Origin of the sequence: Sodalis sp. dw_96 (genome assembly GCF_018449575.1) — a bacterium.
Taxonomy (GTDB): Bacteria; Pseudomonadota; Gammaproteobacteria; order Enterobacterales; family Enterobacteriaceae; genus Acerihabitans.
In genome coordinates this window covers 125,891-149,919 of sequence record NZ_JAAVUT010000006.1, presented here as the reverse complement: position 1 = coordinate 149,919, position 24,029 = coordinate 125,891, and the positions used below count along the sequence as shown (strand labels likewise).

Annotated in this window: 14 protein-coding genes; 9 read left to right on the top strand and 5 right to left on the bottom strand. The window is 54.1% G+C overall.

Annotated elements, in window-relative coordinates; genetic code table 11:
- Nucleotides 1-45: 45 nt before the first annotated feature.
- Nucleotides 46-1,314, bottom strand: a complete 1,269-nt coding sequence (arcA, locus tag HB631_RS11760) for an arginine deiminase (protein ID WP_213991340.1) — start codon at nucleotides 1,312-1,314, stop codon at nucleotides 46-48.
- Nucleotides 1,315-1,329: 15 nt separating this feature from the next.
- Nucleotides 1,330-2,838: an amino acid permease gene (locus tag HB631_RS11755; RefSeq protein WP_213991339.1), complete on the bottom strand. Its 1,509-nt coding sequence runs from the start codon at nucleotides 2,836-2,838 to the stop codon at nucleotides 1,330-1,332.
- Nucleotides 2,839-3,758: 920 nt separating this feature from the next.
- Between HB631_RS11755 and yhjD the strand changes: the two genes are divergently transcribed.
- The 3 genes from yhjD to HB631_RS11740 all read left to right on the top strand — a co-directional run bounded on the left by yhjD (nucleotide 3,759) and on the right by HB631_RS11740 (nucleotide 7,430).
- On the top strand, nucleotides 3,759-4,763 hold the full coding sequence (gene yhjD, locus HB631_RS11750) for an inner membrane protein YhjD (RefSeq protein WP_213991338.1): 1,005 nt from the start codon (nucleotides 3,759-3,761) through the stop codon (nucleotides 4,761-4,763).
- Nucleotides 4,764-5,207: 444 nt separating this feature from the next.
- Nucleotides 5,208-6,524 carry an MFS transporter gene (locus tag HB631_RS11745; RefSeq protein WP_213991337.1) on the top strand — a complete coding sequence of 439 codons (1,317 nt, stop codon included), beginning with the start codon at nucleotides 5,208-5,210 and terminating at the stop codon, nucleotides 6,522-6,524.
- A gap of 126 nt (nucleotides 6,525-6,650) precedes the next feature.
- Nucleotides 6,651-7,430: a CDP-diacylglycerol diphosphatase gene (locus tag HB631_RS11740; RefSeq protein WP_255556943.1), complete on the top strand. Its 780-nt coding sequence runs from the start codon at nucleotides 6,651-6,653 to the stop codon at nucleotides 7,428-7,430.
- A 7-nt stretch (nucleotides 7,431-7,437) separates the two neighbouring features.
- Here HB631_RS11740 and HB631_RS11735 read toward each other — a convergent pair whose 3' ends face one another.
- Nucleotides 7,438-9,714 (bottom strand): AsmA family protein, encoded by a 2,277-nt coding sequence (locus tag HB631_RS11735; RefSeq protein WP_213991336.1) that lies wholly within the window; start codon nucleotides 9,712-9,714, stop codon nucleotides 7,438-7,440.
- Between the two features lie 329 nt (nucleotides 9,715-10,043).
- On the opposite strand from HB631_RS11735, the gene HB631_RS11730 reads away from it, so the two are divergent.
- Nucleotides 10,044-10,976, top strand: a complete 933-nt coding sequence (locus tag HB631_RS11730) for a sugar kinase (RefSeq protein ID WP_213991335.1) — start codon at nucleotides 10,044-10,046, stop codon at nucleotides 10,974-10,976.
- 718 nt (nucleotides 10,977-11,694) lie between these two features.
- Nucleotides 11,695-13,032 (top strand): cytosine permease, encoded by a 1,338-nt coding sequence (locus tag HB631_RS11725; RefSeq protein WP_213991334.1) that lies wholly within the window; start codon nucleotides 11,695-11,697, stop codon nucleotides 13,030-13,032.
- 89 nt (nucleotides 13,033-13,121) lie between these two features.
- On the opposite strand, the gene HB631_RS11720 is transcribed toward HB631_RS11725, so the two are convergent.
- Together HB631_RS11720 and hmsP are read right to left on the bottom strand one after the other, a co-directional pair.
- Nucleotides 13,122-14,615: a pitrilysin family protein gene (locus HB631_RS11720; protein WP_213991333.1), complete on the bottom strand. Its 1,494-nt coding sequence runs from the start codon at nucleotides 14,613-14,615 to the stop codon at nucleotides 13,122-13,124.
- A gap of 306 nt (nucleotides 14,616-14,921) precedes the next feature.
- Entirely contained in the window at nucleotides 14,922-16,928 is a 2,007-nt protein-coding gene (hmsP, locus tag HB631_RS11715) for a biofilm formation regulator HmsP (protein ID WP_213991463.1), read from the bottom strand.
- A 768-nt stretch (nucleotides 16,929-17,696) separates the two neighbouring features.
- Here hmsP and HB631_RS11710 point away from each other — a divergent pair.
- The 4 genes from HB631_RS11710 to bcsB are packed head-to-tail and all read left to right on the top strand — an operon-like array spanning nucleotide 17,697 to nucleotide 23,994.
- Nucleotides 17,697-18,533 (top strand): cellulose biosynthesis protein BcsO, encoded by an 837-nt coding sequence (locus tag HB631_RS11710; protein ID WP_213991332.1) that lies wholly within the window; start codon nucleotides 17,697-17,699, stop codon nucleotides 18,531-18,533.
- Nucleotides 18,524-19,327: a cellulose biosynthesis protein BcsQ gene (bcsQ, locus tag HB631_RS11705; RefSeq protein WP_213991331.1), complete on the top strand. Its 804-nt coding sequence runs from the start codon at nucleotides 18,524-18,526 to the stop codon at nucleotides 19,325-19,327. The genes HB631_RS11710 and bcsQ overlap by 10 nt, the downstream gene beginning before the upstream one ends.
- A 15-nt stretch (nucleotides 19,328-19,342) precedes the next feature.
- Nucleotides 19,343-21,442 (top strand): UDP-forming cellulose synthase catalytic subunit, encoded by a 2,100-nt coding sequence (gene bcsA / locus HB631_RS11700; RefSeq protein ID WP_213991330.1) that lies wholly within the window; start codon nucleotides 19,343-19,345, stop codon nucleotides 21,440-21,442.
- A gap of 17 nt (nucleotides 21,443-21,459) precedes the next feature.
- Entirely contained in the window at nucleotides 21,460-23,994 is a 2,535-nt protein-coding gene (gene bcsB, locus HB631_RS11695) for a cellulose biosynthesis cyclic di-GMP-binding regulatory protein BcsB (RefSeq protein ID WP_255556942.1), read from the top strand.
- Nucleotides 23,995-24,029 lie beyond the last annotated feature (35 nt).

Genomic DNA, 24,029 nt, shown 5'->3' with positions numbered 1-24,029 from the left:
TGCCGGACTTTTTATAGTTCCCTGGTGTTTAGCTCCATTTTACTTTCATTCCACCGCGTCACGACAGAGCGGGCAGGTCATGCAATGTCCGCCGCCGCGCCCGCGGCCTAACTCGCTGCCGACGATTTCAACCACCTCCACGCCCTCTTTACGCAATTGCGTATTGGTCTTGGTGTTGCGATCGTAGGCCATCACCACCCCCGGCGAGAGGGCCACCATGTTATTGCCGCTGTCCCACTGCTGGCGTTCGGTGTCGTAATCGTTGCCCTCGGTTTCAACGACCCGCAGCTTGTCCAGGTTTAACGCCGCCGCCACCGCTTCCACAAAGCTGCCGCCGTCGCGGCTGAGCTTCATTCCGGCGGGGCCGCCGTCAGGCCGCAGGGAAAAGGTTTTGATCTGATTGACAATGGCCGGATAGAGCGTTACCACGTCGCGATCGCAGAATGTGAACACCGTATCCAGGTGCATGGCCGCGCGCAGTTTCGGCATGGCGGCAATCATCACCCGCTCCACGCCGGAACGCGGACTGGCAAACAGCGAGGCCGCCAGTTGGGTAATGGCCTGATGAGAGGTGCGCTCGCTCATCCCGATAAGCACGGTCTTGTTGCCGATAGGCATCACATCGCCCCCTTCGAGGGTGGCGGTGCCATGGTGTTGTGTGGGATCGCCATACCAAATGTCGAAATCCCCGTGGACAAAATCCGGATGGAATTTATAGATGGCGGTGGTCAGCAGCGTTTCCTCATGCCGGGCCGGCCAGTACAGGGGATTAAGCGTCACGCCGCCGTAAATCCAGCAGGTGGTATCCCGGGTATATAAGGTATTGGGTAGCGGCGGCAGCATATATTCGGTAATACCCACCGCTTCGCGAATCAATTTCAGTTCTTCGTTATCGCAATGGCCGGCGTCCGCCAGTTCGGTGGTTGAAAGACCGCCAATGAGGATTTCAGCCAATAGGCGGGGCGGCAGGCCGTCGAGAAAGCCGCGGGTTTCATTGAGGATGCCCAGTGAAACCTCGTTCGGCACTATCTGCTGGTCCAGAATCCACGCTTTGGCCGCCGGATTCTCCAAAGTGGTCGCCAGCAAATTATGCATTTCCAGGACATCCACGCCGCGCTCGCGCATTTTGGCGATAAAATCAAAATGATCCCGTTTCGCCCGTTCAACCCACAATACATCGTCGAACAGCAATTCATCGCAGTTACTGGGGGTTAGCCTATTATGTGCCCGGCCCGGCGCGCACACCAAAACCTTGCGTAATTTACCTACTTCGGAATATACGCCATATTTTACAGCCTCTTTTTTTCTGGTCATATTAACTCCATCCGCTTAGATAGTGATGACGCCCGTAGAGATACTCCATAACGCCACAATGGCGGCAAGCATGACGGTGATAAATAGAATTTTTTCAGCCGGGTTAAAAAACTCGGCATGTTGTTCCCGTTTGGCGATGAGATATAAAACAGAGCCGGGGCCGTAAATAATGGCCGATAGCAATAAATATTTCAGGCCGCCGGCGTAGAGCATCAAGAAGGAATAAAAAGTGGCGATAATGGCAAAAACCAGATCTTTTTTATGCCCGCGTTTATTGGTTTCATAGGTTTCGCCGGTCCAGGCCAGTTTTAAACCATAGGCCGCCACCAGCAAATAAGGGATGAGCGTTAACGAGCTGGTTAATTCAAGCGCCAGCTGGAAGGCGTAATCACTGAATAAGGTCAGAATCAAAAAAATCTGTATGGTGATATTAGTGAGCCATACCGCAGCGGACGGCACACCCCGGCGATTCTCCGTGGTAAAGACCCTCGGCATGCTTTGATGCCTGGCGGCGGAAAACAACACTTCGGCGGCCAGCAGCGACCAGGAAAGGTAAGCGCCCAGTACTGAAATAAGCAGGCCGATACTGATAAATATCGCTCCCCAGCGGCCCACCACTGCTTCAAGCACGCCGGCCATGGAGGGCTGCCGCAGCGCCGCCAAATCGGACCGCGGCATCACGCCGTAGGACAGCATGGTCACCAATATCAGCAGGCACAGCACGCCGATAAAGCCCATTACCGTCGCCAGGCCGATATGGCTGCGTTTTTTTGCGTAACGGGAGTATACGCTGGCCCCTTCAATACCCAGAAACACAAACACCGTCACCAGCATGGTGCTGCGAACCTGCGAAAGCAGGGATTCGGTTCCCGTCGCCGACGTAATGGCCCGCGCCGCGTGGCCGGCATAACCGTAGTCGTCCAGATGCGCCAAGACACCGGCATTAGCCGTTTCGGTTCCCCCATGAAAATTAAGGACGAAAAGAGGGTTATCAAAAGCTATAATCAATATGATAATAAAGCAAAATATGGGAATAATCTTGGCGAAGGTGGCAATGGTATTTATTGACGCCGCGCTTTTTACCCCTCTTAAAAGCAATATATGAAATCCCCACAGAATAACCGACGCCACCAGCACCGCCGGCACGGTATTACCGTTGCCGAATACCGGGAAAAAAGCGCCCAGCGTCGACTTGATTAATACAAAATAGGAAACATTGCCGATACAGGTCCCGGCCCAAAAACCCAACGCTGACGCGAAGCCTAAATAGTCACCGAAACCTTCTTTTGCATATATGAAGACGCCGGAATCGAGATTGGGTTTACGTTGCGCCAGCGTCTGGAAAACAAATGCCAGCATTAGCATACCGCTCCCGGCGATACCCCAGGCAATAAGGGCGCCGAACCCACCGGTTGCGCGGCCGAAGGTTGCCGGCAAAGAAAAAATACCGGCTCCCACCATCGATCCCACAACTAATGCGGAGAGTGACCAAATAGATAATTTATTGTCCGTGGTGTTTGCCATAGTTAATCCCATTAACTCGCGATGGATAAAAAACTGACCCAATATTCAAAATAAAAATTGTGATCTTAACCCAATTTTTGATTTACCCCATTAATAGTAGATAGCATATTGGCAAGCTGTCTCGCAAATTAATTTTTATCGATTAGGCCAAATCTTCTAATAGCATTAAAATAGCTAATTCATAAGTACGGTAATAATTCCCCCAGTTAGTTTAATATAATAAAAAAAACGCTTTATAGCGGCAAAGTTAACATATATTTTATTTCTATATTATTAATCCAAGAAGAATTATTTGATACTTAGCATTCAATCTCATCAAAAATCATTATCATTAAATTAAAAAACGGGACGTTCCCGGCAGCGCTGATAGCCTGAATAGCCTGAATAGCATTAATAAGCATAGGGATAATCTGTGCCGGGCCGACAAAATTACCACTACGTTACGCCACAAATGCGCCGAATATCACAATATGATGACTAAACGCAGTGCATAGAAGAAACCGCTGCTTTACGTATCAGTAGCGAGTGCACATCAGCGCCAGTGATACTTATTATCGATATAACAGTGTATTCTTTAGCGCGGTCATACTTTTTTGGCTTTGCGCATATCATTTATTTGAGATTGATATGGATTTTTATAATGCCCACTTTCATGAGTTAACCCCATATTGATAAATTAATATTAAGAATAGATTCCGGTCGGCTGCCGACAGCGCAAAGGGAGGCTGCCGGGAGCGATGTATTCATTCCCGTAAGGAATACGCCGGCCCGGCCTACCGCGCCCCCGGGCCATCACCCCGGCACGGGGGCGCGGGAAATTACGGTCAGTTACGCCGGTAGTCCCATGCGCGCCCCGTAGTCGCTATTTTTTCCTATAATGACTCTATCTGGTTAAATTTCCGCAGCGGATAAGAGAATATATGGCCGACAAAAACCCAACGACCGCCACCGCCCGGCAATCAAAATCCCCTCAGATGTTCGCCGATATCCATACCGGTAATGAACGGGTGGATAAACTCGCGGTGAAATCGGGTCACGTAATCCAAAGAATAAGTGATTACCCGGTGATAGCCCATCTGCTGCGGGCGGCGGAGAGATTCAACGATCGCATGGGCAGCCAGTTTGGCGCGGCGATTACCTATTTCTCCTTCCTGTCGCTGATTCCCATCCTGATGGTGTCTTTTGCCGGAGTCGGTTTTTTCCTGGCCTCCAATCCGGATATTCTTAGCGACCTGATTAATAAAATTGTCGACAGTATCAGCGACCGGACTCTGGCCGATACGTTGAAAACCACGGTGAAAACCGCGGTGGCGCAGCGGACGACCGTGGGCATCACCGGTCTGTTGATCGCCCTGTATTCAGGTCTGAACTGGATGGGCAATTTACGCGAAGCGATCCGCGCCCAACTGAGGGATGAATGGGAGCGCAACCCCCAGGATGAAGAGAAATTTTATCTGAAGTACCTGCGGGACCTGCTCTCCCTTATCGGCCTTATCGTTGCGCTTATCGTCACGCTGTCATTAACCTCCATTGCCGGTGCCGCCCAGCAGAGCATCGTCACCGCCCTGGGCTTGGGCGGCATCGAATGGCTGCGCCCGGCCATGACCGCCACCGGATTCGTCGTCTCCATAACGGCCAATTACCTGCTGTTTTTGTGGATATTTTGGATAATCCCCCGCCACCGGCCCCATAGCAAGGCTATCTTTCGCGGGACGCTGCTGGCGGCGGTGGGGTTTGAGATCATCAAAATCATTATGACCCTGACCCTGCCGAAACTGGCCACCTCCCCTTCCGGCGCCGCTTTCGGTTCGGTGCTGGGGTTGATGGCCTTTTTCTATTTCTTTGCCCGGCTGACTCTTTTTTGCGCCGCCTGGATTGCCACCGCCGACTACCGGGAGGAACCCGATGAGCAAGGCCGGCAATAGACACTGGCGGCACGAATCGGCGCCCCTCTGGCGAAACCGGTCAAGTCTCGGCTTACGCTCTCCTTTCTGGAACCTGGTATCCAGGGCATCATAGCCGAATGCAGGAGGCACGCCGCGCCATATCTCATCACCCCGGGGGAAAAATAGCAGCGTATAAATCTGCTTTTTTCGGGGTATAGCAGTCATTATCACCTCTTTTGTTTAGCATTAAACCATAACCCGGCATATAACGTGCCGCCGGGGTCTCCTGTTGGCAGCTAACCAGGGTTTAACGCTGCGATGCCCGTTTTGACGAGCGTGATTGACTGTGGGAATAGCCGCCGCACACATTATCTGCTTTTCGGCGCCACAGGCCGGCTAATGGTCAATAAAACGCCATTGAAATGGTATTTTTCTCTGGCTAAGATGCCTTTCTTTTACAAATTTAATTATTAAGAAACAATAATGCAGTCCACCATCGCACCCGTTCTTGATTCCGACACCGTCCCGGTTAATTCCCGGGGTAAGGTGCTGGTGGCGTCGTTAATCGGCACCGCCATCGAATTTTTCGATTTTTATATCTACGCCACCGCCGCGGTAATCGTCTTTCCGCATATCTTCTTTCCGCCGGGGGATGCCGCCGCCGCCACGCTTCAGTCCCTGGCCACCTTCGCCCTGGCGTTTGTCGCCCGGCCCATCGGCTCGGCGCTGTTCGGCCATTTCGGCGATCGTCTCGGACGCAAGGTTACCTTGGTGGCTTCGCTGCTGACCATGGGCATATCCACCGTGGTCATCGGGCTGTTGCCGGGTTATCAGACCCTTGGCATCTTGGCGCCGATACTGCTGGCGCTGGCGCGATTCGGACAGGGGCTGGGCCTGGGGGGCGAATGGGGCGGGGCGGCGCTGCTGGCCACCGAAAACGCGCCGGCGCACCGGCGGGCGCTGTATGGATCTTTCCCACAGTTGGGGGCGCCCATCGGCTTCTTTTTTGCCAACGGCATCTTTTTATTGCTCTCCTGGTGGCTAACGGACGAACAATTCCTGAACTGGGGCTGGCGCGTGCCGTTTATTCTGTCGGCTGTTTTGGTGATTATCGGCCTGTATGTACGCATATCCCTGCACGAAACCCCGGTATTCGCGAAAATAGCCTTGGCGAAAGCCCAGGTGCGCATGCCCATCGGCACCCTGCTCGGCAAGCATTTGAAAGCGACGGTCCTGGGCACCTTTATTATGGTCGCCACCTACACGCTGTTTTACATTATGACCGTTTATTCATTAACTTACGGCACCGCGCCCAAGCCGCTGGGTCTGGGCATATCCCGTAATGATTTTCTGCTGATGCTGATGGTGGGAGTGATAGGTTTCGGCCTGCTGGTGCCGGTTTCCGGACAGTTGGCCGACAGTTTCGGCCGTCGCAAAACCATGATAGTCATCACCCTGGCCATTATCGCTTTCGCCCTGGTATTTCCCTTTATGCTCGGTTCCGGCGAAACCTGGCTGGTTATGGCGTTCCTGCTGTGCGGTTTTATCGTGATGGGATTGACCTTCGGCCCCATGGGCGCATTGTTGCCGGAGCTGTTCCCGACGGAGGTACGCTACACCGGCGCATCGTTTTCCTATAACGTCGCGTCCATTATCGGCGCGTCGGTCGCCCCTTATATCGCCGCCTGGCTGACGGTCCACTACGGCTTATTCTATGTGGGGGTTTATCTGGCTTCGATGGCGGTTCTGACGCTGCTGGCTTTACTGGCCAGCCATGAAACCCGCCATATCGCGTTGTAATAATTTCTCATTTAAAACGGTGTAGGATAAGCGGGCCGGTGAATCTATTTCGCCGGTCCGTTAGAATAAGGACGGCCTGGAAGACATGTCATCCGATTCGTTTGATGCCCGCTCAGAGAAGAACTCATGATGAAATGGCGATGGGGCCGCAACCCCTTTATCCTGTTTTTGGCCGCGGTGGTCATCGCAGCGTCCAGTGGTATCTATTACTATCGCCACGCGGCGGCGGATGTCAATCCCGATGCCCTGTGGCAGATAGTCAGCCAGAAGTGCGTACCCCATCAGCAACAGCTCGGCCGGCCGGATCCCTGTCGCGAAGTGAATCTGGAGGCGGGGTATACGGTATTAAAAGACCTCGAAGGCCCGCTGCAATATTTGCTAATCCCCGTCGAAAAAATAACCGGCATTGAGAGTCCGTCGTTATTGAACGAAAAAACCCCCAATTTCTTTTATCATGCCTGGCAGGCCCGGCAATACCTGACGGAAAAAGCGGGCGCGCCGGTTCCCGACAGAGCCTTGGCGCTGGCCATCAACGCACCGATGGCACGGACGCAAAACCAGCTGCACATCCATATCTCCTGTCTGCGCCCGGATATACGGCAGCAGCTGGATGATGAAGCCGGCAGCATAGGTTCAGCCTGGCAGCCGCTGCCCGCCGCGGTGATGGGTCATTCCTACCTGGCTAAACGCATCACCGCCGCCGGTCTGGCGGAGCAAAGTCCGTTTATCGCCCTGGCGCGTGAAGTGCCCGGCGCCGCCGGCAACATGGGTCACTTTGGTTTGGCGCTGGCGCAATTGCCCGACGGATCCTTTGTGCTGTTAGCCAACCAGCGCAGCCTGCTGCATTTCGATACCGCCTCCACCGAGGAAATCGAGGACCACAGCTGCGCTATTTTGCATCATTAGCGGGTCCTTACTTACTGTTTTTCATCTCCTGCAATATCGGTCCGCACTGATTCTCCTCGCCGCCGCTGGGGGAAATCAGCGCCAGCAGCGCCGCCGCCGGGGTCAGCACCGCACCCAGGGCCACCGCCGCCGCGCCGCGGGCAATCAGCGGACCGGGTTTCACGCCCGCGTCCGGATGCTTAAAGGTTCCGCGTACATATAACGGCGAACGCAAGGTGACGATGCGTGCCCCTTTACTGTCCGGATTAATGGAAAGATCCAGTTGCTCCGAGGCGAAGTTGGTGGTGCCGTCGATTTTGATCACCGCGTTTTCGGTATCGAAAACGAATATTTTCGGCGTAGCCAATCCGTTACGTACGCCGAGATCCGCCGCCGCGCAATTGATTCTCACCTGATCGTCGCCGAACAGCTTGCCCACCACATAGTTGCCGACATTCAGCCCGGCGATTTCCATCAGGTTCCGGCTGATGACGCCGTCATTCATCAAGATACGCACCTCGCCGTTGCTGCTGCCCAGCAGGGCCGCCACCGAATTGCCGGTACCGGTGAATTGCGCATCGCCGTTTAATTGCCCCATGCTGCTGCGCATCGCCGCCACATCCGGGAACAGCGCCTTGAGCTGCAGTCTGCGCGCATGCAGATCGGCCCGGCCACGCATGGGCTTCTGATTACCTTCCAGCCGGATCGTGGAATTGAGGTTGCCCCGAGCCAGGCCGAAACGCAGCGGGTCCAGCAGCAACACGCCGTCGTCCAGTTTGACATGGGTAAACAGATCGCTGATCGGAAGGGATTTACCATGCTCAATGCGTTTACCGCTAAAGGTCACGTCCGCATCCATGGTGCTCCATTTATCGGTATCAAACTTATCATAGGGCAGGACTTTATCAGGCGGCTGTATCGATTGAGTCTTGGCCTGCTGTTTCTTGCCGGCGGTGCCGGAATCCGCGCCAATCAACGGACCCAAATCGGCGAACCGCAGTTGATTGGATTCCACTTTGCCGCTCAGTGATGGCCGTGGTTTGCCTTGCACAAATTCCAGCGTGCCGTGGATATCGCTCTGGCCGATTTTGCCGTTGAAATTTTCATAGCGGAAACGGTTGCCCTTTTTTTCCTGAAAACGGGCGATCAGATGGCCGTCGGTGGAATAAGGCGGCGTTTCCGGCAACACTACGCCGGTGAGGCCATGGAGATCCGCTAGGCTGTCGCCGGATAACTTCAACCGCAAATCCAGGCCGCCGAGGTTCATAGGATCTTGCAGGGTTCCCACCAGCGCCACACGGGTGGATCCGGAGCTGACATCCGCCTGTAGCGGAAACGGTCGATTATCGCTGCGCAGGGCCAGCATGCCGCCGATTTTCCCGTCGCCCTTCAACGGTTCATTGTTGTATTTACCGCTGACCTTCCAGCCGAACACATAATCGTCGGTTTTCTGCGCAGTAGTTCCGGCGGCTTTCGTCGATGTGCTGCCGGCGGCTTCCTTCGACGTGGTATCGGCGGTTCCCTTCGACGTGGTATCGGCGGTTTCCTTCGACGTGGTACCGGCGGTTTCCTTCGAAGCAGTATCGGCGGTTTTCTTCGACGTGGTATCGGCGGTTTCCTTCGAAGCGGTATCGGCGGTTTTCTTCGACGTGGTACCGACGGTTTCCTTCGACGTGGTATCGGCGGCCTTATCATCGCCGCCGGCCAGTTCGGCAAACGGCACCGGCTTGCCCAACGGATTCACCAGCACCTGCACATCTGCTTTGGTGATGGGATCCTGAAAACCGATTTTACCCTGATCGAAAGCGATATCGTCCACCTTGAACGACCAGGATGACTGCGGGGTGCCCTGCTGCGGCTGATCGCTGTTGGCCAGATTGAAGGTCCAGTTATTTTTACCGTTTTGCAGGCGCTTTAACGCGGCATCGGGCTCCACCAGCGTGATCCGGGGCAGATAAACTTCTTTATGCAGTAATGCGAGAGGTGAAATGCTGGCCTCCACCCTTTTAAGCCGGGCGGTATAATCGCCGGGAACATCGGGTGGGTTGCCCAATACCACGTCTTCGGCATGAAGATGCGGCCAAGGGACCCATGCGCGCCAGCCTGTTTGATCCGGTTGACGCATCCATTGCACGCCCAGATCGCCGTTAATGGCAAAGGGGCGGTGCAGCTCGGCGGTTACTTTTTCATTGATGGTTGGCTTCAGGCGATTGAGATCAAATGTCGCGATGAATATCACTACAGCAATGATTACCAATAGCAGAAACAATACTGTCCCACCGATCGCTTTTTTGGTCAGTGTCATGATTGTTTCATCCCTCCACAAGCGTCTTTGTAACATTAATGATAGTCGAGGATTCTCGGTCCGCTGCAAGGGGATAACATTGCAGTGGATAAAATTATCTATATTCCTATAACGTTAGCCCCTCGGCACAACAGAAATCGCGATAGCGCCTCGGCTCAACCCGCCGCTTTGGCATGGCGTTTGCTGTCCATAAGCAATCGGAGGGGAGACGATCCAGGTCATGAAAAATTAAAACAACGTTTCAGCGGCTATTGACTGGCATGAACAATCTGTTGAGACTAGGTGTATTGTTATCCTTTTTCTTTTTTTACTCATACAGGTCGCAGTTAATGACAACCCAAAACATTGCCGTCATCGGCGAATGCATGATTGAACTGTCCCAAAAAGGGACCGATGTGAAGCGCGGCTTTGGCGGCGATACGCTGAATACCTCGGTCTATTTATCCCGGCTGGTGAACCCGGAAAACCTCGGCGTGCATTATGTCACCGCCCTCGGTACCGATAACTTCAGTGAAGAAATGCTTAGCGCCTGGCGGCGGGAAGGTGTGCAAACCGATCTCATACAGCGGATGGATAACCGTCTGCCCGGTTTATATTATATCGAGACAGATGAAACCGGGGAGCGCACTTTCTATTACTGGCGTAATGAAGCCGCCGCCCGTTATTGGCTTGAGAGTGACGATTCCGAGCGTATTTGCCGACAGCTGGCCGAATTTGACTACCTCTATCTCAGCGGTATCAGCATCGCCATTTTGAACGCGAAAAGCCGGGAACGGCTGCTGGCATTATTAAAAGCCTGCCGGGCCAACGGCGGCAAAGTGATCTTTGACAACAATTATCGCCCGCGTCTGTGGCAGAGCAAGGAAGAGACCCAGGCGGCTTACCGCGATATATTGTCCTGTACCGATATCGCCTTCCTTACCCTGGACGATGAGGACATGTTATGGGGAAAACACAGCGTCGACGAGGTTCTCAAACGCACCCGCGCCTGGGGCGTGGGGGAAATCGTTATTAAACGCGGCGCCGAGTCCTGCCTGGTGTCCACCGGAGCCGGCGAGCTACTGGACGTGCCGGCGGTGAAATTACCGAAGGAAAAAGTGGTTGATACCACGGCGGCGGGAGATTCCTTCAGCGCCGGTTACCTGGCGGTGCGGCTGACCGGCGGTGATGCCGCGGCGGCGGCCAAATGCGGCCATCTCACCGCCGGCACGGTGATTCAATACCGCGGCGCCATCATTCCACGAGAAGCGATGCCACGCTAAGTGCCGGCGTGCCGGCAGCCCTGCCGACTATTGCGCCGCGTTTCGTATCAGGCGGCGCGGCGGAAGATACCCATAATGTGTGAGTCGATGCGGGTGGAGCACTGATGCCGGAATATTCGATATTGTCCGGCGATCATTGGCGCTAACCAGCAAAATTCTTTAAATCGTCCTAATGATTGAGCCGTGTTTTTTTCGTGCCCTAATTGCATAGAACTGGTAACTCACTTTTCAATAAAGATTATTGTTTAATCCACTGCATTTGTTGTATTTAAGTAGAATATTTCCCTTCAAAGGTCAGGTTGGGAATAGCTAACATGCCTTAAGCCAAGCACAGTACAACCCCTGCCAATTTTTGTTTATCAGAGATAAATTATATTATTTACCACGCTTAAAAATCACATAGGGCATGGGCGGTTACCATTCTTGAATCAATTAATGATATTGATATTTAAGATAAAATTATATTATATTCATATGCTTGCAATATAATATTGTCCCATCAAGAAGGGATTATTCAAGCAATCAGGCACTTATGACGACAATCCTATTTGAATATTTTCACAAAAGCGCTATCCGGCGCTTTTTTTTTGATACTGAATTACAACGGCAAAATCTGATCTTTCACTCTTTATCGAATTAACAATATTCACTGATTGAGCATTCAAACAGGGTGTGCATGGCACTATTCAAGGACAGCAACATTTTGCAAGGAAAAGCCATGAAAGAACGCACCTCCACCAATGATTACACCTCGGGACGCGTACCGGCATCCGCCCGTGCCAGTCTGTTCACCGTCGCCATCATTCGCATCGGCGCCACCACGTCGCTGGTGCAATTTATGCTAGGCGCCACCCTCGGACACTCCATGACGCTCTCCCAAGCCATGTGGGCTACTCTGTTGGGGAGTCTCATCCTCGAATTTATCAGTTTGGGTTTAGGCATCGCCGCTGCGCGCGAGGGACTATCCACCAGCTTGCTGGCCCGTTGGTGCGGTTTTGGCCGTTATGGTTCGGCCATGATTGGTTTAGCTATTGCCATTAGCCTGCTGGGATGGTTTGGCGTACAAAATGCCATTCTGGCCAAAGGGGCTATATCCGCGCTGGATCTGGATAAAGAGAATCAGGGGATTTTCCGCTGGGGGGCGGCGATATCAGGGCTGTTGCTTACCATTCTGGTGGTCTTTGGTTTTCGCGGGCTGAACTGGACGGCAAAAGTGGCGGTACCGCTGTTTTTCCTGGCGATCGCCTGGATTTGCATCGGTCTGATACAGGGACAAGACCTGCGGGAACTTATTGACGCCGCGCCCGTCGGACCGCCGTTGAGCCTCGGCGCGGCCGCCACCATTATCGCCGGCGGCCATATGGTGTTCGCCATTGTCTCCCCTGATATGAGTCGCTATTGCCGGAGCGGCCGCCATGTATTCTGGATGATGACGCTCTCCATCGTCATTGGGGAATTTGTCGTTAACGGGATCGCCATCCTGGTGGCCAAAGCCATGCATACATCCGACGTGGTGGCCATCATGACCCAAAGCGCGGGATGGCTGGGCCTGGCCGCGGCGCTGCTGTCGGCGGTGAAGATAAACGATATCAATCTTTATTCCTCCACCTTGGGCTTCGCCAATATGTTGGAAGCCATTACCGGCAAAAAATGGTCCTACCGGTGTTTAACCCTTCTCCTGGGTGTGGCGGGCACGTCACTATCAGTCATGGGCATCCTCGACCAATTTACCGGCATCCTGACGCTTTTCGGCGTGTTGTTTCCCCCTATCGCCGGCGTGATGCTGATCGATTATTATATTTTGCGCTCCCACCGAACCCTATTGGACGCTACCCGGATCAACGGGCAATTGCCGGACGCCGCCGCGACGCCGCTAATCGGCTGGCCTGCCATGTTCGCATGGATAATCGGCAGCCTTTTCGGCCTGCTCGTTCAATGGGGCATTCCCTCGCTTAACTCATTGCTGGTGTCGAGTTCCCTCTACTGGCTCATCCACATTATCAAAGGTAAAAACGGTTTTTCCGCCGTCAGTTCGGCGTGTGAAATCAGAGATTGATTTTCAGGGGGGAGGAGCTGAGCTTGCTGACAAAATGCACACACCGCGTGCATTTGTCAGCGGCCTGATAATAGCCAGTATCACATGCGTCAGGACTGCGGCGGGATATCCGTCACTTCCGGTTTGCTCTCGTCAACGGATGCGGGTTGCGGCCCCGGCGCCATAATATGATCGTAGGTTTCCTGCAGCGCCTTCATATTGACTTCCGGTTCGCCTTTGGGCTGCATCAGGATAAGAATCGCGTTCTGCGATAATTGATTACGCAGCTCCTGGTTCAGCATCGGCAGCGATAATTGGGTCAAAAATTCATTACGCAACTTCTGGTATTGCTCGGGAGCGATATCCACCACGTCATTTTGCTGCGAGCGCAGACGCTGGCTCATCAATATGCCGGTATCGGTACGGGCATACGTGGCGAAAAGCGTGCTGAGTTCCCCGGTTTTGCGCGCCATCAGTGCGTCGAATTCCGCTTTGTCCAGGCCGGCATTACGCAAGCTCGCCAGTTCATGGGCCACAAACGTCATGGCCGGCATCAACCCTTCGGCCGGAGTATCGATATGAATGGCGCATTGAGCACGCTGATAATGCACATTGCAATCGAAGCGCAAATTGGCCTGCTTGAGATTATTGTCTCTGGATGCCTGCAGCGCTTGCTGAACATGCATATAGAGCGCTTCCCGCGCCAGATCGCTGCGCCAATAAAGGTTCAGGGAGCGGGAGTCCCTGATAGGCTGCCACGGAGCGTCCCAAATCAGTTTCAGGCTGTCTTCCTTGCCGTTGTCGCTCATCAGGCTGACCGGCTGGGACGGCAGCGGCGACAGGGTCGGCATGGTGGCGGGCATATCCCGCCGGCCCTTTAATGAAGAAAACGTTTTCACGATCTGCTCGTTCAAACCGCGGCTGTCCACGTTGCCCACCACATACAGCGTCATGGCGTCAGGGGTATACCAATGCTGGTAAAACTGCTGCAATTGCTGGCCGCTTACGGGTAACCGGGCCGATTGGCCGGGATCATGGGCCAGCAATACCGACCCTTTCAATCGATAATGCCACCAGGTGCCGCCAGGATTGGCGGGTTCGGTAGCCACCGGATCGGCAACCTGGGTGGCTGTATGTATCGTAGACGGATTAATGATGAGTCGGCCGCCGGTGTTCGCCATCCATTTGAGGGCATCCCGCAGTAAATCGGGCCGACCGGTGGGCAGGCTGAGGCTATATAGGGTGTAATCGTATGAAATTTCCGCAGGCGCCTGCGGCCGTCCGGCATCCGCGCCCTGCTGCCACAAAGATTTAAGCTGAGTGGCGGAAAAACTTTCGCTGTGGGCCAGCGCCAACCGGGGCAAGAGCCGCGCGTAGCCGGTCTGCTGCGCATTTTCCGCCAGCGAACCGGTATTGACCATAAGGCGTAATTCAATACGATCGTTAGGCCGCTGCGGTGTCGTCAATACTTGCCAGGAGAAGCCATTGATGAGTTTACCCTGTTGCCAGGCGGGATCGGGTTGTAATGCTTCTGCCTGCACATTGCCACCCACCGTCGCCAGTAACATTCCACTCATGAAAAGACGAATTCCGGTGCCCTGCATGTGAACCCCTACTCAAAAACTACCTATTAAATTATGTGCATCTCAGTCAGACGGCTACTTGCGTTCCATCGTTTAGTACTTTTCCGTCGGAAAAAAAGTGTGGCGCAAAGTGTACCATGTTGTTAGACCGCGGACCTTTAAGGATGTCACCGTACCGCAGAAAATATTACTCTTGAATGCCGCAACAGCAGAAAAATGGGAGATTGGGAAACTTTGTGGCCATAACGACAGGTCATAGGTCCGGAAGGGGCCCGAAACAGGCTTTTAGTCTGAGCAACGGACGAGCGGTCGCATCGCTCCGCCGGCTTACACCGCGGCGAAATGCAGGAACCGCTGTTCAAAAACGTTTTGCGGCAGCGGCTCGGCGAACAAATAACCTTGTCCCCAGGCGATTTTCTGTTCCAGCAGGAAATCGCGTTGCGCCTCGGTTTCCACGCCTTCGGCGATAACCGGCAACGCCAGCACTTGCGCAATGGCACTGACAATACGCAGCATGACCGGGTCTTCCGGCAGCCCCTCGATGAAACTGCGATCTATTTTCAGCAAATCGATAGGCAGGTTACGCAACCGATCCAAATAATACAAACTGGCGTAACCCATGCCGAAATCATCCAATGCGATTAATATCCCCAATTCGCGCACCTGGCGCAGTAGCAACAGGGATTGTTCGAATTCATCTATCTCCGCGGTCTCGGTTATCTCCAGAACCAACTGGGAAGAGCCGATTTCATAACGTGACAGCAACAATTTCAGGTAGGGTACCAGATTGGCTTCCTGCAGCTGCTTGGCGGAAATATTCACCGCAAGCGGAATATGTATACCCCGCTTGCGCCAGTCGGCCAATACCCGGCAGGATGCTTCCAGCACCCAATTGCCCAGGGGCACCATCGCGCCGATCTCCTCCGCCTCGCTGATAAAATCCGGCGGCAGGGAATAGACGCCGTCTTCCCGTCGCCAGCGTAATAACACTTCCGCGCCAATCAGCTGTTGACTGCGGATATCCACCTGAGGCTGGAAAAACAGCTTGCAGCGGCCTTGCTCTATGCCTTCGAGAATGGTGCTCTCAAGGGTCAAACGCCGATGGACCATCTCCATGAGCTTGGGCTCAAAGAATAAAATCTGATTTTTGCCTTTATCATGAGCCGACATCATGGCGGAAGTGGCGCGCCGCAATAACTGATGGGCGGATTCATCAAGGGGCTGCCCCAGGGCGATGCCGATACTGGCCATCGGCCGTAACGACAGGCTGCCGATATTCAGCGGCTCGTTAATGCTTTTCATGATTTTTTGCGCTAACAGCATCCCTTCGAACGGATTTTGGATGCCGTTATCAAATATGGCGAATTCATTGTGGTTGAGCTGGCCGAGAAACCGGTTTTCATTGATATGCTGCTTAAGGTGCCGGATAAGGGTCATCAGCAGCACTCCCCGCTGCGCTTCCGTCAATACCCCGGTTGCTTCTTGTAAGGTACCGATACTGATGGCCAGTAAACAGAAGTGTTTCGATTTTATCGGCAGGGCCATTTGGGAATCCAGCATGGCGGTGAACAGATTCTTGTTGGGCAAAGCGGTCTCGGCATGGCGGGTAGAGAGACGGCTTAATTCCTCGAACATGTCCGACAACACCTGCTGATTACGATTATAGCTGCGCACCAGCACCCCCAGCTCATCGTCGCGATGCATACTCGGCAGCGATAATTGATGCCGAGGGGTCTCCTCCGGCGCGAGTTTTTCCAATTCCCGGGCAATTTCCCTTAAAGGATGAACCATCAAACGATTCATGCACCAGGTAATCGCCACGGTCATGATTAACGCCAGCAAAAGAAAGGTGGACACCAGCGTGGAAAACGTACTGGCAATAAACTGATATAACCGGTAAGAGTCGGCCTGAAGCACAAGAGACGCCAGCGCGCGCGGATGCGAAGTGCGGGGTAACGCATAAAGCGGCACCGTTATCTCCACCGGCAGCCTGAAAAGATATTCGATTAAATTCGGCACCCGCCGCTCGGGGGGGAAATCCGCGTGCAGTACCTGGAAATTATTCGGCAGAACCACATCTGCCTTGCTTAATATACCCACCGGTTTCAGGGTATCGAGTATCTGATCGGCTTGCCGAACGTCCGCTTTAAGCACCGCGTTGGCCAGCGGTTGCCGCACTGACATGGCGATATTTTGCAACTGCTGGGCATAGTCTTCACGGCGTAGCTGAACAAAATGGAACAGTTGGATCACGATAAAGATACAAATAACCACCAGCGCCACTCCTGACACCGTAGCCATTTGTTTAATCGTTAATGAGCGTCTGATCCGCAAACTGTTCTCCAAAGAAATCCTTCAGCTTCGCCGCACACACCATGACATTCACCCACCGGGGGATTTCAGCACGACGTACCGGGGGCATCGCCAGATGATTCAACATGTTTGACAACGTAGATTGCCGCTCGAGTCTATAGGTAAAGATATGTATATTAATATATACTAACTCTTGCCGTAATTTGTTCTTTAAAACAAGCATTTCGTTCCAATCATGCGTATTAGCCATAGACACCGCCAAAGTTGACATTACGCATGCGATTATGCTGCGTTAGCGTAAACTTTGATGTCGTCGTTGGCCCGGATAACCCAACTTGCGCCGGAGCCGGAACAACCAACCGCTTTTCCAGGGATGAACGCGCCGATGCAAAACGGGAACACGGGAAAAGATGCCTTGCAATCGGGTCCAAATCGGCTCTTTTTCCTTAACATTGCGCGACGTCTTTCAGGGTGGTGATAAAAAGCGCGCAGACAATGACATTTTGCTCACAATATCGGTTATATTTGCGATGGCCTAATTTCATCATGATAAATAATGCTTTTTACTCGCCAATCAAAGAAAAGACAGATTTGAGGATAACGCGACATGGTGTGTTTCAGCGGATTTAATTTTGTAAAAAAATGAGACATGTATTAGTTTATCTTTAGATCTGTTATATCCATTATCTAGACCAACAAAAAGACTCGCTTAGCCGACCGGTGTCATCTTTCTTAACTGCAAAGACGCCTCGGCAGGATGCCGTGCAAATTTAACCTACGAGGTTGAAAATGAATAATTATGATGACATTAAGCGGTTTAAAGAAAAATTAAATTTGGAAGGCATTGATTACAAAGAAATCACCGAAAATAATCCTCATAACACGCCACATAATTGGGCCATCCTAAAACAAATAGCCGCGGCCGACGAGCCGTTTCATCCTTTGGAGCAGGGACTAACCACCCAGCCCGTACCGGTTCAGGTTTCCAATAAAGAATTCATTGCCTCGGCCTTTGATAAACCGGCGGCCGTGCAACCTTCGCAGAACGCCGGAAAAAATGAGGCGCCGGTTACGCCGGCCGCCGCCTACGCCTCGCCGCTGATGGCCGCTGTCAGCAAAGTCCTTTCCTCCGAGCAGGGTGCCGGTTATGCGGCCAATGAAATGCTGGCGGCAGTGTCTTCGCCTTTAAACGGCCCTGGTCAGGGACAGCCTGTTTCCAGGCCGTCAATCCTGGACGGCGTCGGTCGCGGGCTCCCCATCGCCGGGCCAACGGATGTAAACGCCACCGCGCGCCGCGAGCCCGCCGCCGCCCCGGCATCACCCTTGCGCAGTGATAACGGGCATACGCCAGTCGCCGCCGGCGCATCGATTTTCGACAGCATTGGCCGCCACGAGCCCGCCCCCGCCCCGGCCTCACCCATGTATGAGAATAACGGGCGCCCGCAGCCCGCAGCCGGCGCATCGATTTTCGACAGCATGGGTCGCCGCGGGCCCGCCGCCGCCCCGGCCCAAGAGAAGCGCTTCAATAATTTATTCAACCGCAAGTCCCAACTCACCACCGGGGTTGTACCTGGCCGGGATATGCCTCTTTCACTCCTTTTAGAGAATATCGCTTTATGCCGTTAGTGTGTGTCTGTTCGCCTAAGGGTGGGGTAGGAAAAACGACCGTCAGCGCCAACCTTGCGTATGCGCTTGCCCGCAGCGGCAGCAAGGTGCTGGTCATCGATTTTGATGTGCAGAACGCGTTGCGTTTACATTTTGGCGTCCCTATCTCCGATACCCGCGGTTACGTGGCCCAGGCAACCACGGCGGTAGATTGGAGCCAATTTATCCTTAAAGCGGATGCCAATTTGTTTGTTTTACCCTATGGCGAGGTGGAGGAGGAAGAGCGGCTGGCGTTTGAAAATGCGATAACGCATGACCCCCATTTCCTACAGCGCGGGTTGAATACGGTTTTAAATTACCCCGGTCTGGTGATTATCGCCGACTTTCCCCCCGGCCCGGTTCCGGCGCTGAAAGCGGCAAAAAACCTGGCGGATCTGCATATCGTGGTGATGCTGGCGGATACCGCCTCGTTATCGCTGTTGCCGCAAATGGAAAACCATAAATTCCTCGGCTCGGCGATGAATAACCGGCTCGGCGAATATTATGTCGTCAACCAAAGCGATATGCGGCGGAATCTGAGCCGCGACGTCTCCCAATTTTTTGAGCAACGGCTGGGGGACAGATTATTAGGCATTATTCATCGGGATGAGTGTGTGCCGGAAGCCAATGCGTCCCAGCGCTCCATCATCGAATTCAGCCCGGTTTCCGCTGCTGCCTTCGATATTGAACTGATTAGTAAAAAGGTCGCCGCTATTGTCGGGGTGAAAATTGGTGACGGGGAGTTTTACGCCGCGCCCAATCAAGGCATCAATTGATAGACGGGCCCAGGAATGAATAAGCTGATATTCACCTTTCTACTGTTATTGTTGCTCCCTCTCGCGGTGGTGATCATCATCACCCCCATGGACAGTGACAAGCAGTACGTTTTCGGCCTGCTGAGCATCGGGCTGCTGCTGCTGCTGGGCGTCAGTAAAAGCCATCTGGTGAGCGTCATTATGGTGGTGATGTCATTTTTGATGTCCACCCGCTACATCTATTGGCGCGCCACTGAAACACTGCATTTCAATTCGGTGATTGAGGCGGGGCTGGGGATCGGCTTATTTATTGCGGAGTTATACGCCTGGCTTATTTTGGTGCTGGGCTATTTGCAGACCACCTGGCCATTGAAACGGAAAATCGAACCGATGCCGGACGATACGGCGTCATGGCCTAGCGTGGATGTCTACGTGCCGTCCTACAACGAAAGTCTTGACGTGGTACGGGACACGGTGCTGGCGGCGCAGTGCATCGATTATCCGCGCGATAAAATGAAAATCTATATTCTCGACGACGGTAAACGCAGTGAATTCGCGGTGTTCGCCGCCGATGCCGGGGTGGGATACATCACCCGCAGCGACAATAAGCATGCCAAGGCGGGAAACCTTAATCACGCCATGACCATTACCAAGGGCGAATTCATCTGCGTGTTCGACTGCGACCATGTCGCCACCCGAGGTTTTCTCCAGTCCACCATGGGCAGTTTTCTCATCGATGATCGCCTGGCGCTGATCCAGACCCCTCACTACTTCTACTCCCCTGATCCCTTTGAGCGCAACCTGTCTGCGGCCCGTGACATCCCCAATGAAGGGGCGCTGTTCTACGGACCGGTGCAGCAGGGCAACGACAACTGGAACGCGACGTTTTTTTGCGGTTCCTGCGCGGTCATCCGTCGCAGCGCGCTGGAGGAGATCGGCGGCTTTGCGGTGGAAACCGTTACCGAAGACGCCCATACGGCGCTTAAACTGCAACGCCTGGGCTGGAACTCCGCGTTTTTGTCGGTGCCGTTGGCGGCCGGCCTCGCCACCGAACGCCTGGGACTGCATGTTGTCCAGCGTACCCGTTGGGCCAAAGGCATGACGCAAATTTTCCGTATGGATAACCCGCTGTTCGGCCGGGGGCTGAAATGGCAGCAACGTTTGTGTTATCTCAACGCCATGCTGCATTTCCAGTATGGTTTGCCGCGAGTGGTATTTCTGACCGCGCCGCTGGCCTATTTACTGTTTAACCAAAATATTATTGCCTCGTCGGCCAGTACCATCTTTGCCTATGTGCTGCCTCATCTGTTTTTGGCCATCTACATCAACTCCCGCATGAACGGCCGCTTCCGCTATGCCTTCTGGGGAGAAATTTATGAAACGGTGATGGCGTTCCATCTCATCATCCCAACGGTGCTGACCTTGATTTCCCCCAAGCACGGCAAGTTTAACGTCACCGATAAAGGCGGTCTGCTGGATGTCGGCTTTTTCGACTTCCATATTGTCAAACCTCATCTGATCGTGGCGGTTCTCCTGGGGCTGGGCATCGCCGCCGGCATTGTGCGCGCGGTGATGCACGATTACTTCAATGTCGATCCGCGCGTTATCCTGCTCAACGTCGTCTGGGCATCCCTTAGTGTGATCATTTTGCTGGCGGCGATAGCCGTTGCCAAGGAAACGCGCCAGGTCCGTAAGACCATCCGCATTGATGTAAAAATACCGGCCATTATTCACTTCGCCAGCGGCATCTCCGCCCGTACCGAAACGCTGGATCTCTCCATGGGCGGGGTAAAACTGGTCACCCCGGACGATCGCTATCAGCGCGACCGCATAGAGGAAGTTGAATTGCTGCTCCAATCCGGCGGCGTGTGTATTCCCGTTAGCCTTATCGACGCTGATGCCAATACCATTCGCGTGATGTTTGAAGAGATGCCGCTGGAAAAAAGGCGTGAACTGGTGCGGGTGGTCCTGGCACGGGCGGATGCCTGGATAGTGCCGCCGTATCCGCGCGATCGCCCGTTGCACTCTTTTGCCAGCATTGTTCGTTGTGTTTTCGAACTGTTTTATAACACCTGGAAAGAACGCGGCCAAAAAAGAAAGAATGCCAAGTCCTCCGGGCCTGGCGAAGCGACATAACTCGGAAAATAAATCGAATGCCAAAGCGTATAGGGAAGATTGCCCATTTTTTGGTGGTTATCGCATTCATGGAAGGCCTATGCGTTTTGGCCTCAATCAATCCGGCGTATGCGGAGACTAACGCCGCGCCGGGGAAACCGGTTTATCGATTGCCCCCCCTGCCGGTGCCGGCCGGGGCGCAGGCTTCGCCGCCAAGCAGCACTGATGATCAGGGTGGGGCGGACGCCGCAACGGCCAATCCTGCCCAGTCTTCCGCCGGCACTACCCTGCAGCCGGAGAGGGCGGCCTCGGCGGGCAATAGCGGCAGCACCCCGGCGGGCGGATTGCCGATGGATTTTCCACCGCCGGTGATAAGCGTCGCGCCCCAGGACAATAGCGCCGGGCAGGCCGCGGACAGCCAATCGGCTCAAATAAACCCCATCAGGGACGAAATCATCAGCGTCGCCACCATGGGGCAGCCCAATGGCTTGACCTTAAGCGGCGGCCAGCTTCAGTCGGGGGTGGTCTTCACTCTGCCGCAGGATCAGGTCGCCACCACCGCGCGATTATTCCTGGCGCTGAAAGTCTCGCCGGAGCTAGCCGCCCGCGATACCAGCCTGCGCCTGACGCTTAACGGACAGGATCTCGGCAATGTGTCCCTCAATCAGGCCAATGCGGTAGATAACGTCTTTCAATTGGACATCCCCGCCGCCATGGTGGTAGGCGACAACAACCTTAGTTTCAGCGTCAACGACGAAAACACCTTGCAGTGCGATCGCAACGAGTCGGACAAATATTGGGTCACCATCTTACCCACCAGCCGCATTCAGCTGAGCAGCCAGATACTGGACATCGGCCGCGATCTGAGCCATTTTCCCCGACCCTTCTTCGACCCGTTGTCCATGCAATCCCCGTCGGTGTCGTTTATTTTCGGCCAGACGGTGAAGCCCGAGGCGGTAACCGCCGCCGCCATGCTGGCGTCCTATTTCGGTCTGTTGTCGAATTACCGCAACGTGAATTTTCCGGTGCATTTGAACGAACTGCCGGTGCAAAACGGCATTCTGTTCGGCGCGCCGGGTGAGAAAATCGGCGACATCACCCTGCCCGCCGCCTCAGGTCCGACCCTGCAGATGATTGATAACCCGCTGAATCCGGTCTACAAGCTGTTGCTGGTGGTGGGACGTAACAGCGAGGAATTGCGCCAGGCCGCTTACCGCGCCATTTCTTCACCCTTGCCTCCCCGGCAGGACATTATTCAGGTCACCACCCAGGGCATCCCGCTGCGGCAACCCTATGACGCCCCGCGTTGGATTGATACCAGCAAACCGGTCTACCTAAAGGATTTGGCGCAAAATACCGACTCGCTTACCGTCAACGGCTTATATCACGACGGCATTCGCATCGGTTTTCGCGCGGCGCCGGATCTGTTCCTGTGGGACGGCGACTTTTTCCCGTTACAAATCGATTACCGCTTTCCCACCGAGAGCTGGATAGACGAGGATCGTTCCCAACTGAGCATCACCCTTAACGGCACCTTTCTACGGAGCCTTTCGGTCAATAAACGCGGCCTGGTGGAAACCGCCTGGCATAAGCTGGGGGGCGATACCCGCCAGGAATCCTACAGCCTGCAGTTGTCGCCCTACCTGATCTATGGCGACAACCAGCTGGAGTTCTACTTCTCGCTGCAACCGAAACCGGATGCCCCGTGCAGCCTGCTCACCAGCAACAATATCAAAAGCCGCATCGATCCCGATTCCTATATTGATTTGAGCAAGACACACCATTTTACCTTATTGCCCAACCTGTCATATTACGTCGGCGCGGCGTTTCCCTTCAGCCGCCTGGCGGATTTTTCGGAGACGGTGATGCTGCTGCCCGCCAAGCCGGAGGCGGGTGAAATCGCCGCCCTGCTGGCCATGGCCGCCCGCGCCGGCAACGCCACCGGCATCCCCCTGAATCATGTAGAAGTACGGCTTGGTTTGCAGGGGGACAACGCCCAATTGGCGAATAAAGATATTCTGGCCTTCTCCTCCCTCAAACAAACCGCCTTGATTGGGGATCTGCTGGCGAGCTCGCCCTTTGAAATGCGCAACGGACTGCTGTCGGTCAAAGCAGAGACCCTGACGGACAAGCTCAAGGGCTATTTCTCCGGCAATTTCTTCCGGCAAGGGGTGGAAGCGGATCGCTATCTGGCCTCGACGGACGCCTGGCGGGGGTTTTTAAGTTTCCCTTCTCCCTGGCCCGGTAACCGCCTGGTGGTGATGGCGACCGCTACCGACAGCGACCAGCTTACCTCGCTGAATACCGATTTACAGTCATTAACGATAAATGCGGGCATCCGCGGGGATATTGCGGTCATCAACAGCGAAAACGGGGTAAAGAGCTTCATTGTCGGTTCACAATTCCCACGCGGCGAGATGCCCTGGTACATGATGATTATCTGGTATGCCAACCAGCATATTATTTTTCTTTCGGTATGCGGCCTGTTGTTTGCCATCGTCATCGGCAGCAGCGCGTATGTGCTGCTGGCACGGCATTCAGCCAAGCGCCTGGCAAACAGCGCCAATAAATAACCTATTTCAAGACGTATCGCACCACTGGGCCATAT